The sequence below is a fragment of the Halomonas sp. BLK-85 genome (assembly GCF_044792155.1).
In the GTDB taxonomy this organism is placed as follows: Bacteria; Pseudomonadota; Gammaproteobacteria; order Pseudomonadales; family Halomonadaceae; genus Vreelandella.
Window position 1 is genome coordinate 2,416,170 of the sequence record NZ_CP087731.1, and the last position, 14,074, is coordinate 2,430,243.

The 14,074-nt window shown below is 57.0% G+C and carries 16 protein-coding genes and 1 tRNA gene; 2 read left to right on the forward strand and 15 right to left on the reverse strand.

Annotated features, from left to right (window positions below):
• Positions 1-6 precede the first annotated feature (6 nt).
• From lpxL to LL947_RS11010, 13 genes are all read right to left on the reverse strand, one after another.
• On the reverse strand, positions 7-921 hold the full coding sequence (gene lpxL / locus LL947_RS10950; protein ID WP_290822645.1) for an LpxL/LpxP family Kdo(2)-lipid IV(A) lauroyl/palmitoleoyl acyltransferase: 915 nt from the start codon (positions 919-921) through the stop codon (positions 7-9).
• A gap of 6 nt (positions 922-927) precedes the next feature.
• Entirely contained in the window at positions 928-2,046 is a 1,119-nt protein-coding gene (gene alr / locus LL947_RS10955) for an alanine racemase (RefSeq protein ID WP_499833203.1), read from the reverse strand.
• Positions 2,047-2,211: 165 nt separating this feature from the next.
• On the reverse strand, positions 2,212-3,189 hold the full coding sequence (rpoS, locus tag LL947_RS10960) for an RNA polymerase sigma factor RpoS (protein ID WP_290822641.1): 978 nt from the start codon (positions 3,187-3,189) through the stop codon (positions 2,212-2,214).
• Positions 3,190-3,409: 220 nt separating this feature from the next.
• A complete protein-coding gene (locus tag LL947_RS10965) occupies positions 3,410-4,456 on the reverse strand; it encodes a peptidoglycan DD-metalloendopeptidase family protein (RefSeq protein WP_499833204.1) in 1,047 nt (348 codons plus the stop codon).
• An 8-nt stretch (positions 4,457-4,464) separates the two neighbouring features.
• A complete protein-coding gene (locus tag LL947_RS10970; protein WP_290824002.1) occupies positions 4,465-5,433 on the reverse strand; it encodes a DUF368 domain-containing protein in 969 nt (322 codons plus the stop codon).
• The gene (locus tag LL947_RS10975; protein ID WP_499833205.1) at positions 5,430-6,110 is read right to left on the reverse strand and encodes a protein-L-isoaspartate(D-aspartate) O-methyltransferase; all 681 of its coding nucleotides are present in this window, start codon (positions 6,108-6,110) and stop codon (positions 5,430-5,432) included. Before LL947_RS10975 ends, LL947_RS10970 begins: the two co-directional genes overlap by 4 nt.
• A complete protein-coding gene (gene surE / locus LL947_RS10980) occupies positions 6,094-6,843 on the reverse strand; it encodes a 5'/3'-nucleotidase SurE (RefSeq protein WP_404413903.1) in 750 nt (249 codons plus the stop codon). The genes LL947_RS10975 and surE overlap by 17 nt, the downstream gene beginning before the upstream one ends.
• 14 nt (positions 6,844-6,857) lie before the next feature.
• A complete protein-coding gene (gene truD / locus LL947_RS10985; protein WP_499833206.1) occupies positions 6,858-7,934 on the reverse strand; it encodes a tRNA pseudouridine(13) synthase TruD in 1,077 nt (358 codons plus the stop codon).
• Positions 7,931-8,413, reverse strand: coding sequence for a 2-C-methyl-D-erythritol 2,4-cyclodiphosphate synthase (gene ispF / locus LL947_RS10990; protein WP_499833207.1), 483 nt, complete (start codon positions 8,411-8,413; stop codon positions 7,931-7,933). The genes truD and ispF overlap by 4 nt, the downstream gene beginning before the upstream one ends.
• 38 nt (positions 8,414-8,451) lie before the next feature.
• Positions 8,452-9,150: a 2-C-methyl-D-erythritol 4-phosphate cytidylyltransferase gene (ispD, locus tag LL947_RS10995; protein ID WP_404413907.1), complete on the reverse strand. Its 699-nt coding sequence runs from the start codon at positions 9,148-9,150 to the stop codon at positions 8,452-8,454.
• Complete coding sequence (ftsB, locus tag LL947_RS11000) at positions 9,147-9,503, reverse strand: cell division protein FtsB (RefSeq protein WP_499833208.1); 357 nt, start codon at positions 9,501-9,503, stop codon at positions 9,147-9,149. Before ftsB ends, ispD begins: the two co-directional genes overlap by 4 nt.
• A gap of 143 nt (positions 9,504-9,646) precedes the next feature.
• Positions 9,647-10,774, reverse strand: coding sequence for a GNAT family N-acetyltransferase (locus LL947_RS11005; protein WP_499833209.1), 1,128 nt, complete (start codon positions 10,772-10,774; stop codon positions 9,647-9,649).
• On the reverse strand, positions 10,761-10,928 hold the full coding sequence (locus LL947_RS11010) for a hypothetical protein (protein WP_499833210.1): 168 nt from the start codon (positions 10,926-10,928) through the stop codon (positions 10,761-10,763). The genes LL947_RS11005 and LL947_RS11010 overlap by 14 nt, the downstream gene beginning before the upstream one ends.
• Before the next feature lie 429 nt (positions 10,929-11,357).
• Here LL947_RS11010 and LL947_RS11015 point away from each other — a divergent pair, with 429 nt between their 5' ends.
• The gene (locus tag LL947_RS11015) at positions 11,358-12,221 is read left to right on the forward strand and encodes a MurR/RpiR family transcriptional regulator (protein WP_404413911.1); all 864 of its coding nucleotides are present in this window, start codon (positions 11,358-11,360) and stop codon (positions 12,219-12,221) included.
• A gap of 13 nt (positions 12,222-12,234) precedes the next feature.
• Here LL947_RS11015 and LL947_RS11020 read toward each other — a convergent pair whose 3' ends face one another.
• Both LL947_RS11020 and LL947_RS11025 read right to left on the reverse strand, forming a co-directional pair.
• The gene (locus LL947_RS11020; RefSeq protein WP_499833212.1) at positions 12,235-12,609 is read right to left on the reverse strand and encodes a RidA family protein; all 375 of its coding nucleotides are present in this window, start codon (positions 12,607-12,609) and stop codon (positions 12,235-12,237) included.
• A 175-nt stretch (positions 12,610-12,784) separates the two neighbouring features.
• Positions 12,785-12,871 (reverse strand) — tRNA-Leu (locus LL947_RS11025).
• Between the two features lie 140 nt (positions 12,872-13,011).
• Between LL947_RS11025 and queA the strand changes: the two genes are divergently transcribed.
• The gene (queA, locus tag LL947_RS11030; protein WP_499833213.1) at positions 13,012-14,043 is read left to right on the forward strand and encodes a tRNA preQ1(34) S-adenosylmethionine ribosyltransferase-isomerase QueA; all 1,032 of its coding nucleotides are present in this window, start codon (positions 13,012-13,014) and stop codon (positions 14,041-14,043) included.
• The last annotated feature ends 31 nt before the right edge of the window (positions 14,044-14,074 follow it).

Consider the following 14,074-nt stretch of genomic DNA (forward strand, 5'->3'; position numbering starts at 1 on the left):
TGCAACCTAATAGATTTTCTCTTCGCCTGGCGGACGTGTCTTGAAGCGGCGGTGCAGCCACAGATACTGCTCAGGGTGCTTAAGAATTGCCTGCTCAATGATGGTATTGATGCGAGAAGCATCAGCCACTTCATCACCGCTGGGAAAATTTTCCAGCGCGGGAAGCCACTCGATGGTATAGGAGCGGTTATCCGGGTTGCGGTGGAACATCATTGGCACTACCGGCGCACCGGTCATACGGGCAATCTTGGCGGTCAGTTTGATGGTCGCGGCCTGCTGGCCAAAGAAAGGTGCGAATACGCTGACATCACGCCCGAAATCCTGGTCCGGCGAATACCATACGATACGCCCGGCTTTAAGATGACGCACCACACCACGCAGATCATGGCGGTCGATGGTACGGCCAAAGGTACGCGAACGTGCTCGGGTCATGAAATGATCAAACAGCGGGTTGTTATGCGGCCGATAAACCACATCCGCTGGGTAAAACAGCGAATGCAGGGCGCCCCCCAGGTCCAGCGTCGAAAAGTGGATGCCAATCACCAGGACACCACGCTTGTGTACCAGCGCTCTGGAAAGATGATCCTGGTTGATTCGGCTCACTCGATGGCGCAGGTCTTCCGCATTCCGACACCAGGCAGTGGCCGTCTCGATCAAACCAATGCCGTTAGCAAGAAACGTCTCCTTAACCAGCGTTGCCTGCTCAACGGCCGTCTTATCAGGAAAGCACAAAGCGATATTGGTTTCGGTGATCCGTCGGCGACGTTTCGCCAACCGCCAGGCCAGGCGACCAATGGCCTTGCCACACCCGATTTTCATCGGCCATGGTAACCAGGCCGCCGTATACATGGCACCTATCGCCAACCAGGTGAGCCAGTAGCGGGGATGAAAATAGGCAGGTGAGAAAGCAGATTTGGCCATGACTGATTACATTGCAGTGGGTGAAGAAGGCGGACAAGGGTGGTAGCGACGCGGCACGCGCGGCAGGACACCGGTCAGCAGTGTATAGCTGATGGTGTCGCAATAGCGGGCGACATGATCAACCGGCAATACCGCTCCATTGGCCGCCCGCCCCCACAGCACCACTTCACTGCCGATTCGCGTATCAGGTACATGGGTGACATCCACGGTCAGCATATCCATGGAGACCTTGCCTGCAATCCTGGCAGGCTGGCCATTCACCAGCACTGGGGTGCCGTCAATGGCATGACGATCGTAGCCATCACCATAACCGGCCGCCACCACAGCCACTTTCGCACGCCCTGGCGCTCGCCAACGACCGCCATACCCTACCGGCTCGCCTGCTTCCAGCTCGCGGATCGCCATCACTTCCGAACGTAATGTCATCACCGGAGCCAACTGGCGCGACGTGGCGTTGGCCACTTCCAGCGGGTCACTGCCATACAGCATGACGCCGGGCCGATTCCAGTGGCCGTGGGCAACAGGATGGGCCAGGGTAGCCGGCGAGTTGGCCAGACACATAGGCGCATCCAGACGCGCTGCCAGCGCCTGCAGCATTGTCATCTGGTATTGCAGGTAGTCAGTATCTTCAGCATCAGCAGTGGCAAAATGGCTCATCAGGTGCAACGCTGTCACCTGAGGAGCCTGTGAAAGTGTCTGCCATATCTGCTCGGCACGTGGTGGGGAAAACCCCAGGCGGTGCATACCCGAATCGACTTTCAGCCATACCGGAATTGGCTGGCGCGGTTTAAATGCCAGCAGTGCGTCCAGCTGCCAGTCGGTATGCACCGCCATCCATAGGCGATGTTCATCCACCAGCGCCAGCTCCGAGACCTCGAAGATACCTTCAAGTAGTACGATCGGCGACTGAATGCCTGCGTGACGCAGGACAAGTGCTTCTTCGGTACTGGCCACGGCAAAGGCCGGTGCCAAACCTTCAAGCGCACGGGCACATTCAATGGCACCATGGCCGTAAGCATCCGCCTTGATGACAGCCACTGATTGGCTGTGCGGTGCGCACTCACGGGCCAGACGGTAATTATGACGCAGGGCACCAAGGTCGATTTCAGCCACTAGGGGGCGCATACGCTTGCTCACAACAGGATTTTAACAGTATCAGGGGCAAGCCGGGCCAATGGCGTGACGGCTCTCGATTTGAACCTGGAAAACCATTATACACACCCGTACCCGCATGGCGGCGAGTAACAGGCAGTCTTTTGAACCCTGCAAAACGTCAGGCCTGGATCACGATCAACTTTCGAAAATAGCATCCAGCGATAGGCCCTGCTTTTCCAGCGAGCGGCGCAATTTCTTGAGTGCCTCTACCTGGATCTGGCGAACGCGCTCACGCGTCAAGCCGATTTCCGCACCAACATCTTCAAGCGTCGCTGCTTCATGCCCCCGCAGCCCGAAACGCCGAACCACCACCTCACACTGCTTTTCGCTCAAGTCACTCAGCCAATGATCCACATGGGCTTTTACATCCCCATCAACCAATAGCGCTTCAGGCCCATGATCTTCATCATCGGTCAACGTATCCAGCAGGGGTTTATCACTATCACCGCCCATGGGGTAGTCCACCGAGGAAACCCGCTCGTTCAGACCCAGCATCTTCTTGACGCTCTCCACCGGTTTATCCAGGTGCTCAGCGATTTCTTCCGGCGTCGCCTCGTGATCCAGCTTCTGAGTCAGCTCGCGCGCAGCGCGCAGATAGATATTGAGTTCTTTGACAACATGAATCGGCAGACGAATGGTGCGCGTCTGATTCATCAGGGCCCGTTCAATGGTTTGGCGGATCCACCAGGTGGCATAGGTCGAGAAACGAAAACCACGTTCAGGGTCGAATTTCTCGACGGCCCGAATCAACCCCAGGTTGCCCTCTTCGATCAGATCCAGCAGCGTCAGACCGCGGTTCAGGTAGCGCCGCGCAATCTTGACCACAAGACGCAGATTGGACTCGATCATCCGTGAACGGCCAAGCGGGTCTCCCTTGCGTGCCAGACGGCCGTAATAAACCTCTTCTTCCGGTGTCAGTAACGGCGAAAAGCCGATTTCATTGAGATAGATCTGGGTCGCATCCAGGCTTTGACGAGGCGCTTTACCCTCCCGCCCCAGGGCTTTCTCGAAGGCATTTTCCTCGGCAGCAACCGTCTCTTCATCCGCCTCACCCAGGGCTTCTTCCACGGCATTCAGGTCTATATCCTGAAGATCCTGTTCCAGCATGCTCATCGCTTTCCCCCATCATCTCACCATGTTTATGCCACCGGGCCTATCATTTCAGATATGAGCGTTGATATCCCGAAGATGCAAACTTCTGCTTGACGCACGAAACGCTAGAGGCTGGTTTTATAGTCGCAATTATTAGTATGTACCCTGTGAACCAAGCTTTAGGCCCGATATGAGCACCGGGCCAGGCCTGAATGATGCACTCAGCATGCTGACAGAATGATTACCGCCCTGGTAAATACGTCAAAGGATCTTCCGGCTTACCGTCCTTTCGTATTTCAAAATGCAGCCTTACCCCTTCGTCAGAGCTACTGTTTCCCATGGTGGCAATAACTTCCCCGCCTTCAATCACATCATTTTCCTTTACTCGCAGCGTGTCATTGTGAGCGTAGGCAGATAGATACTCATCGTTGTGCTTGATCAATATAAGGTTGCCATAACCTCGCACACCGCTGCCCGCATACACGACAACACCAGGCCCAGCTGCCATTACAGATTGCCCCTTTTGTCCTGCGATATCAATCCCGGCAGTAGTGCTTCCGCCTTCACCAAAAGTCCCAACAACATCACCTTCTGCTGGCCACTGCCATTCAATAGTCTCTGCTGGCGTATACGTCCGGTCGCTGCGATCTACTGACGCCGTCTGGCTGGGTGCGGCATCCGCCTGCGTTTCGGTTTCGGTTTCAGGTTCAGACTGAGTCTCTGGCTCCTCTTTCTCTTCTGGCTTTTGCCTTTCAGGTGCGTCTGTTTGCGATGCTTGTGACTCAGTCTCTAGCGGCTCTGGCTCCTGTGTTTCAGCTTGTTTATCACTCGCCTTGTCATTCTGACGGGATGCCTCGGTTGCGGCGTCATCCGGCAGCAACCAGTCCACTTCCTGAACGCTGGCGGCCGCCTGCACAGGCGTTTCGCCAAGGCCTGTCGCCACTGCACCGGCGGTATCAGCCGTATCACCATCATCGGGCGACGCAGACTGCGATGCCTTCGCTGCTTCCGGGTCAACGCCTGCGCCTGACGACTGCAGCGCAAGCTGCTGGCCAGGATAGATATTATAGGGTGGCTCAATGTCATTGAGAGCTGCCAACTCGCGATAATCCAGGCCTTGCTGCCAGGCAATACCATAGAGAGTATCCCCTTGCTCCACCCTGTACTGACCGCCGGCCTCAAGGTTACGCTTTACCTCGCCAATATCACGCACTTGCGGGTTTCCCTGGTAATTTGCACAACCGGCAACAGCCAGGGCAAGCGCCGATAAAAGAAACATTTTACGCATTGAGGTGACTACTCCTTGTTAGCGCCTGATGGATCGCTTGAAAATGAAGACGGTGCCTTGTTTGCGTGATAATTCAAGCCAACGACCAGCATAGCGCCTAATAGCATCAATAGAGCGACAGTTCCAAACTGTGCCGAGTCGCCAATCAAGACAGCATACTCGCTGGGCATCAGATAGCGGAAAGCCAGAGGGATGATCTGGCCGTCCGGGCCCAGCTGATAGCCAACAAGCTCTCTCCAAGGCCATAAGACCGGCAAGGATCCAATAATAAAACCCAATAGCAGTTGCATAGTGGCATCGTGCTGGCGTTTGAACAACCAGACCAAAAGGCGTGAAAACAAAGCCAACCCGATCAGGCAGCCAAGGCCAAACAATCCGATAACTGCCAGATCAAAACCACGAATCGCCTGCATGATGGTCCCGTAGAGTCCCATGGTCAGAAGCAGGAAACTGCCGGAAACGCCTGGCAGAAGCATGGCACTGATGGCAATCGCGCCCGCCACTACAACAACCATATTTTCGTTACCCAGAAGCAGCACCGTCGGCATTAGTCCAGGCAGGGTCTTGGCCAGCAATAAGCCAGCCACCAATGGCAAAAGGTACCAGAACTTCCAGCTTTTCATGGCGTTATGCACCACCAGTGCCGAGGCCGCCACCAGACCGAAGAAGAAGCCGTCCAACAGCAGGGGGTGAGCCTCCATCAGCCAAAGTGCCAGATGTGCAACACTGACCAGGCTTGCCGCCACACCCACCAGCAAAGGCAATAAAAACGTCAGGTTAAGATGCGCGTAAAGGTGCTTGATGCCCCCCTGGCGCCAGGCTTCCCAGGCACCTGGGCCAAACTGGCGGACCGTCTGGATCAACTCTTCATAGATGCCGGTAACGAAGGCAATGGTGCCACCGGACACACCGGGCACTGCATCAGCAGCGCCCATGCCGACCCCTTTCAGAAAAATAGCTAACCTTTTGCCCTTCAATTCACGACTCCTTGCAGTAGCGGGACAAACCGAACCGGCTCTAGTCGACGTTTCTCGTACACACTGCCAACGCGGCGTACCTGGGTTAACCACTGACGGCCGCCACTATCTTCAAGCGGCGCAATCAGTACACCGCCATCACGCAGCTGTTCCAGCAGCTCGCTTGATACGGTCCGGGCACAGGCAGTTAGCAGGATGACATCAAAAGGGGCAGCGTCTGGCCAACCGTGGTTACCATCGGCCACGGCAAGCCTGGCCGACACCTTCAGTCGCGCCAGGCGTTGGGCGGCGCGTTCGTGGAGTATCTGGATTCTTTCCAGCGAGTAAAGTTCATCTACCAGGCTGGACAGCACAAGTGTCTGATAACCGGAACCGGTGCCCAGCTCCAGCACTCGCTTTGGCGCTTCGCGCAGCGTGAGCTCTGTCATTCGGGCCACGGTCAGGGGTTGGGACAGGGTCTGACCAAACCCGATAGGCAAGGACGCATCCTCGTAGGCATTATGGGCCAGGGCCTCGTCAACAAAGAGGTGGCGAGGCGCGCGGGCCATAACGTTGAGCACCCGCTCATCGTTAATCCCCTGGCGCGTCAGACGCTTGACCATACGGTCGCGTGTGCGCTGGGACGTCATCCCGCGGCCACGCATTTCAATGGGTGATATATCAGGCTGTAAAGGCATCCAACCAGTCCTGTACGTCACTGCATGCCGTGTGGCGTGTAAGGTCGGTCTGCAGGGGAGTAATCGAGACAAAACCGGCCTCAACAGCTGCAAAGTCTGTATCATCACCGTCGTCAGCGTTGGCCCCAACGGCAGCAATCCAATAACGGGTTCGTCCCCGCGGGTCCTGCATCGCCAACGGTTTTTCGGCCGGGCCGCGGTACCCCATGCGGGTAACCCTGACGCCACGAATCTCGCTCCAGGGCAAGTCGGGCACGTTGACATTGAGAAGCGTACGCGGCGGGAGGGACAGCTGATCCGCAGCACCCACCAGTGTCGATGCAACACGGGCCGCTGTGGCAAAGTGACGCTCGCCACACAGCGACATGGCAATTGCCGACATCCCCAGATTGCGCCCTTCCATCGCGGCCGCGACTGTGCCGGAATAGAGCACATCATCGCCCAGATTGCTGCCATGGTTGATCCCCGAAATCACCAGGTCGGGTTTTTCATCCCAAACGCCATTGACGCCCAGATAGACGCAGTCGGCCGGCGTGCCATCCACGCTGTAAAAACCGCTATCCAGGGCGCTGAGCAGGAGCGGGCGCGAGAGCGTCAGAGAATTACTAGCACCGCTGCGATCACGATCCGGTGCCACAACACGTAAATTGGCATGCGATGTCAGTGCATCGTGCAAGGCGCGAAGCCCCGGGGCGTGAACACCATCATCATTGGAAAGCAGCAGTCGCCGCATGGGTTTCCTCCTGATTAAATATTTTTAGGACTTGCTAGCGTATCAGCATTTGTTGGCTGGGTGATCAACTCACTCAACACCGCGGTAGCAAACGCCCCCCTGGGCAAGGAAAAACTTATCACCGCCTCGTCATTGCGCTGGCCGCGTTCCAGTACTGGCGTATCAAGACATACGCGCAGTGCGCGTCTTGCTGACTTGACACCACTTTGGGCAAGGCCGTTCGTCAAAACAGGATGTTGTTCGGCGAGGGCGGCTTCCAGTTGCTGCGCCGCTGAATCATCGGCGTCGAAATCAGCCCCCCAAAGCAGTCCAGTGGGGTGAATGTCACGTTTTGCGGCCCGTTCAACAAGGGTGGTGTCCAGCTGATCAACCCGAAAAAGACTATGGGTTCCCTCAAGCATGACCGTTTCGCCCTCAAGGAGCGACTGCCAATCACCTCTGGCCACCCGCTGACCCAGCAGTTCGTTGAACAGAAAGCTTCTTGCGCAGGACAGCAGCATGCCCTGGCGATCATCTCGCTTGCGCCAACCCCGCGCCAACAGGGCTTCAGCACGCTGAAGATTTTGCCCATGGGTGCCAAAACGTTGCGGCCCAAAGTAATTGGGTACGCCTTCACGGCAGAGCCTTTCCCAGCGGGCCTGAAAGTCATCCTGCTCAACGGCCTCGCCCTGCAGGCGCAGGATAAAGCGATTGGTACGATGAACGCCGCGCTTGAGCTTACGCGGATGGCGCGCCTGCTCCAGCACAGTGATACCCAGGGTGGCCAACTGTGCGGCCAGATCGTCCGGTGCATTGCGGCCAGGCAGTTGAACGCTCAGCCACTGACGCGTCACCGCCACACGATCCTTCATACCGGAATAGCCAACCGCTCTGGGCGAAACATTACACAACCGGGCAAGCTGTCTGGCCGCTTCCAGAGTACTCTGATTGCGTTTCTCGATACGCAACCAGAGATGCTCGCCCTGCCCTTCAGGTTTGAAATCAAGCTGTTCATCGACCCTGAAATCTTCGGGTGAGAGACGAAAACCGGCAGGCCTGGGAGCCCCAAAGGTAGCGTCCAGACAGCGTGGCCACACAGGAAGAGCGGTCATTCAACGCTCCGGGGCAGCAACAGCACCACGGCTTCTGCTGCCATGCCTTCACCCCGCCCGGTAAACCCCAGGCGCTCGGTTGTGGTGGCCTTGACACTGACCTGATCCAGCCCGACGTCAAGATCTTCTGCAATGACCGACCGCATGGCGTGGATATGGGGCGCCATCTTGGGCGCCTGAGCCATCAGGGTGGCATCCAGATTGCCCAGCCGCCAGCCCGCCTGGCGAACCAGTGCATTGACCCTGCGCAACAGAATCCTGCTATCCGCCCCCTGATAGGCGGGATCAGTATCGGGGAAATGATGACCAATATCACCAAGCGCGCAGGCACCCAAGAGGGCATCCGCAATGGCATGCAGGAGTACGTCACCGTCTGAATGGGCAACAAATCCCGCGCCAAACGGCAGCTTCAACCCGCCAACGACCAGGTAATCTCCCGGCCCAAAACGATGAACATCAAAGCCGTGGCCGATGCGCATGACAGTCTCCTGAATACGTTGAAATGAGGGTCATTTTTTTAAATATATGCATGCTTTTGAGCATTCAGAATGGCGCTTGCCAGGGCCAGGTCATCCGGGTGAGTGACCTTGATGTTATCGCGCCTGCCGCTAATCAGCTGGGGAGACTCGCCCATGGCTTCAAGCGCCGACGCTTCATCAGTTACCTGGCTTGCATGCGCCCGCGCATGCTCCAGAGCGCGACGCAGCGGCCCATAGCGAAACCCTTGGGGCGTCAGCGCATGCCAAAGGCCTTCACGCGACTCGGTATGGGCAATGCTGCCTGAGGCCGCGGCACGCTTCATGGTGTCCGCCACTGGCATGGCAAGCAAGGCACCACTGACATTTTCACGCGCCGCTTTCTCTACGGCTTTAAGGTCTTCCACTGCTATGCAGGGCCTGGCCACATCATGCACCAGCACCAGGTCATCTTCAGCGGCATTCAATGTCTGCAGGGCGTTAAGCACGCTATCCATACGCTCTGTGCCGCCCGACACGCGCTGCCAGCGCTCAAAGGGTACCCAGCCTGGTGAAAACCACTGGTCCTGGTCATCCAGGCAAAGCACCAGCCGGGCATCCGGCAGTGCCGCGTACAGGCGATGCAGGGTCAAGGCCATAATCGGCATTCCCTGCAGATCAAGGTACTGTTTCGGGATTTCTGCGCCCATGCGTTTGCCTTGGCCAGCGGCAGGCACCACTAGCCAGGTGATCTCGCTCACTCAGGGTTCCTCATCTGTGGAAAGTCATCCAGCGTCACACCCGGCACCCAGAAAAACTGCTCATCGGAGCGCACCATACCCGTATCACTGCGCGCGCGTTCCTCAATGGCATCCAGGCCGGTTTTAAGATCCGCAATTTCGGCGCTCAGCCGGGCATTGCGGTCCCTTAGCGGCGCATTGAAGGCGTCCTGATCGGCGACCCGCTGCTCAACCTTTTTAAGATCATACCAACCGCCGGTCCCCCACCAGAGTTGATATTGAAGCAGTGCGAACACCACCAGGAGTGCCACAACCAACCATTTCCGGGCTGGCCAACGCTCGCTCCCTGTGTCTCCCTTTTGACCCCTGTGCATAATGCCATTCACCTGATTATCAACTGCACGACTAGAAGATTGTCTTCATACAACGATACGTTTGCGTGATGCACAGCATTATGCCACCAAGCAGGATCATCGGCGAGTCGCCGCCCATTTCAGCAGGCTTCTCAGGTGCACCATCATTCAGGCACTTTGAATGGTAAAGCGTCCAGTGCCGCCCGGCGGTATGCCTTGACATGCTGGGCTTCTTCCCGGCAGAACTGCGCTACACCGGCTTCAAGACCCGGGTGCGCGACATAATGCAGCGAACACAGCCGCTGGGGATGAAACCCTCGCACCAGCTTGTGCTCGCCCTGAGTACCTGGGTCAAACAGCGTCAGGCCATGCTCCAGGCAGTACTCGATACCCTGGTAGTAACATGCCTCGAAGTGCAGGCAGTCCGCGACGACTTCACTCCCCCAATAGCGCCCATACAGGCTCTTATTACCTTTCAGATAAAGGGCAGCGGCGACTGGCCTGCCTTCCAGGTGGGCCTGCACCAGCACAAGGGCATCAGGCATGGCATTACGCAGGCGTTGGAAAAAGTCCAGGTTGAGGTAGGGTGGGCGACCCCGCTCGTGGTAGGTAATCGAATAGCATCGGTAGAAATGTATCAGGGCTTGTGACGTAATCGCCTCGCCTTCCAGACGCTGCAGGGTAAGCCCCTGATCGGCGACCAGACGTCGCTCGCGCTTGATCATCTTGCGCCGCTTGGAGGTCATGGCCGCCAGAAAACCCTCAAAATCCTCGAAACCCTTGTCACGCCACTGAAACTGAACGCCCTCGCGAGCCATCAACGCTGGCCACTGGCGCTGCCAGGCGCTGACATCAGTCTCGCTACCAAACAGAAAGTGCCAGCTGGAAAGCGCCTCATCATCACAAATGCGTTTCAGCTCACCGGCAAGCACCTCGACAACGGTTTCAACCGCCAACCCTGAAGCCACCAGAATGCGCTGCCCGGGCACTGGCGTATAGGGAATGGCGCTCAATGCCTTGGGGTAATAACGTCCGCCGGCGCGCTCGAGGGCATCCGCCCACGCCCAGTCAAAGACGTACTCACCGTAGGAGTGATATTTACGATAAAAAGGCATCGCGCCGACAAGCGTCCTGCCTCGCCAGACAGCCAGATGCGCGGGTACCCAGCCGGTCTTTTCACACACCGAACCGCTGGCTTCCAACGCCTGCAGATAGGCATGACGAAGAAAGGGGTGATCTGCATCTACCAGACTATCCCATTGACTGGCATCTACCTCATCAATACTGGCCAAGGAAGCGCCAGACAAGTCGTCGGCTGATGAACCCGCAGCTGGCCGGGTGAATGTCGACATCGGTGGCTTGCTGCCTTGTGACATAGATTGCCTCCGCCAGAATCGCGCCATAGTCGGATGAAATGATGCCATCAGCATCGGTGAAAAACGTCATTCCTTTTCATCGTCGCCGCTTGCGCCCCTTTTGACAAGACTTCTACAGCTTATAACAACAGCAAAACTATTGATGCTCACAAGCATTTATTACTTTGCTGAACGATTCAACATGACACCTTGCACAGGAAAAGCAGCGCTAGCGCCAGAATGTCCCAAGAGCCCTGCACCGAGCCTGCGGTCGGGTTAAAATGCTGATAGTCTGTCAAGACAGATAACCGCCTTTCAGATGCCGCCCCCTTGGCCAAGGGGCCAGGGTGAGGCGTCGTTGCTGAAGGCATTGAAATCGCTGACGGGACACACCCGTTAAGTGCCATTGGCTGCAGAATCGGCCAAGGCTATCATTATGCCTGACCACGGCCTGCTGAAACATTCGCGCGATGGTGCGCGCACTGGACACCAACCTCTACCTCTAACGGAGACACACTGAATGGCTCACGACCTGATTGAGCGCTTACGCCAACGTCTGGAAGAACTGAATCGCTCCGAGCGTAAGGTCGCCAATGTAATTCTTGAAGACCCGGCCTCCGCCACCAGCCTGAGCATCGCAAGCCTTGCCCAGGCGGCCAGCGTCAGTGAGCCCACCGTCAACCGGTTTTGCCGCAACTTTGGGGCCAAGGGGTTTCCTGATTTCAAGATCAAACTGGCCCAGAGCCTGGCAGGCGGAACGCCGTATGTTACCCGTGCGGTGGAACCGGACGATTCTGCCAGCCAGTATACCGACAAGATTTTTGACGCCACTATTGCGGCTCTGGACGAAGCGCGCCGCGCGGTCGATATGCAAGCCGTCGAGCGTATGGTCGATTACCTTACTCAAGCCAAACAGATTCACTTTTTTGGCTTGGGGGCATCAGGCGCCGTGGCTCAGGATGCCCAGCACAAGTTCTTCCGTTTCAACCTGCCGGTGGTGGCCTATGTGGATGTGCTGATGCAGCGTATGGTGGCGGCTGCCTGTCATACCGGTGATGTGGTGGTGGTGATTTCCTACACCGGGCGCACCCGTGAACTGGTCGATATTGCCCGGGTCGCACGAGAAGCCGGCGCCGTGGTGCTGGGCATTACCGCCCCTGCTTCACCGCTGACCAATGAATGCACCGCCACCCTGGAAATCGCGACCCCGGAAGATACCGACCACTACCTGCCCATGACCTCAAGAATGATCCAGCTGACCCTGCTTGATGCCCTGGCAACCGGGGTCACCCTGCGTCGCGGTGAAGATTTTCTGCCCCATCTGAAGAAAATCAAGGACAGCCTGCGCGACACCCGCTTCCCGGTCAGGAAACCAGGTGGCTGATTAACTGAGGGTGTCAGGCGTTGACCGCCGTTGTCACGGTAATTTCCACCTTGAGTTCATCCGCCGGTAGCGGCGCGCAGACACAGGTACGGGCTGGCGCATAGCCGTCTGGCACCCAGGCGTCCCAGACAGCGTTCATGGCGGCAACCTCATTACCGTCTTTCAGGTAAACGGTCGCACTAAGAAGCTGCTTACGGCTGGAACCAATTTCCTTGAGCAGCGCATCCAGCCGCGCCAGCATGCTTTGTGTCTGCTCGGTAATATCCCCTTCGCGTGCGTCCGGCCCTGCCACCTGGCCGCATAGATAGGCGACACCGTTATGAATGACGGCACGGCTCATACGTGTGTTGGTATCGTGACGCAAAACGACATTGTTTGTGGGTGTCATAGCTCTTACTCCTGGAAGAATATCGTAAATTATCCGCTTCCTGCTTATCAGAAATACCGGCGGGGCTTTCAGAAACCAATAATATGCAAATCCTGCAAACGCAAAAAAGCCTGGCGAGGAACGCCAGGCTTTCAGATTCGTCTGTAGATGATATATAGACACACTACAGTTTGTGTGGTGCCGGTGGCCAGACTCGAACTGGCACACCCGTAAAGGCGGCGGATTTTGAATCCGCTGCGTCTACCAATTCCGCCACACCGGCAACGAGGCGCATTATACGTTATCTTCCTTGCGGGTCAATCGCATAAACTGACTTTTACTGACGACCCTTACTTTCCCGCCTGACTTTATCAAGCGAAAGCGCTATCCTGTGCGCCCTGTTTTCATTGAAAGAGCTTCGTCATGCAGCGTGCCGATTTTTTCTACGAGCTTCCTGAAGAGTTGATTGCCCGCTACCCTTCCGAGCAGCGCAGCGACTGTCGCCTGTTGCATGTAGACGCTCAGAATGGCCATTTAGCGCACCGCCGTTTTACCGATCTGTTGGACATTCTTGAGCCTGGCGACCTGCTGGTATTCAACGACACCCGAGTCATCCCGGCACGCTTACACGGCCAGAAAGCCAGCGGCGGCAAGGTCGAAATGCTGCTTGAACGCCCGCTGGATGCCTACCGTGGCCTGGCCCATCTGCGTTCCAGTAAATCTCCCAAGCCGGGGACCGAACTGATCTTCGAAGGCGATATTCCTGCCGTGGTTGAGGGGCGTCGCGACGCCCTTTTTGAGCTGCGCTTTCTCGGTGAGACACCCATGATCGCGCTGTTGGAAGAGCACGGCCATATGCCGTTGCCGCCCTATATTGACCGCGAGGATGAGCTGAGTGACCGCGAGCGTTACCAAACCGTTTACGCGCGCCGTGATGGCGCGGTTGCTGCCCCCACAGCGGGGCTGCATTTTGACCAGCCTCTGCTCGACGCCCTGGCTGAGAAAGGCATTCAGAGCGCCTTTGTCACCCTGCACGTTGGCGCTGGCACCTTCCAGCCCGTGAGGGTTGAGGATATTCGCGAGCACCCTATGCACAGCGAGTGGGTCGATGTCTCTGAAGCCACCTGCCAGCAGGTTCGCGACGCCCAGACAGCAGGCAAGCGGGTGATTGCCGTTGGCACTACCAGCGTGCGCTGTCTGGAAAGTGCCTGCGCCCAGACAGCAGACGGCAGCATCGCCCCCCTTACCGGCGATACCGATATCTTTATCTATCCCGGCTATCAATGGCATTGCGTTGATGCCCTGATCACCAACTTTCATTTACCTGAATCCACCTTGATGATGCTGGTTTCGGCCTTTGCCGGTTATGACACCATCATGCGGGCATACCGGGTTGCTGTAGAAGAGCGCTACGCTTTTTTCAGCTACGGCGATGCCATGCTGTTGACGCGCTGATCCCTCAGGCTTATCGCCTTTACCGAGACTT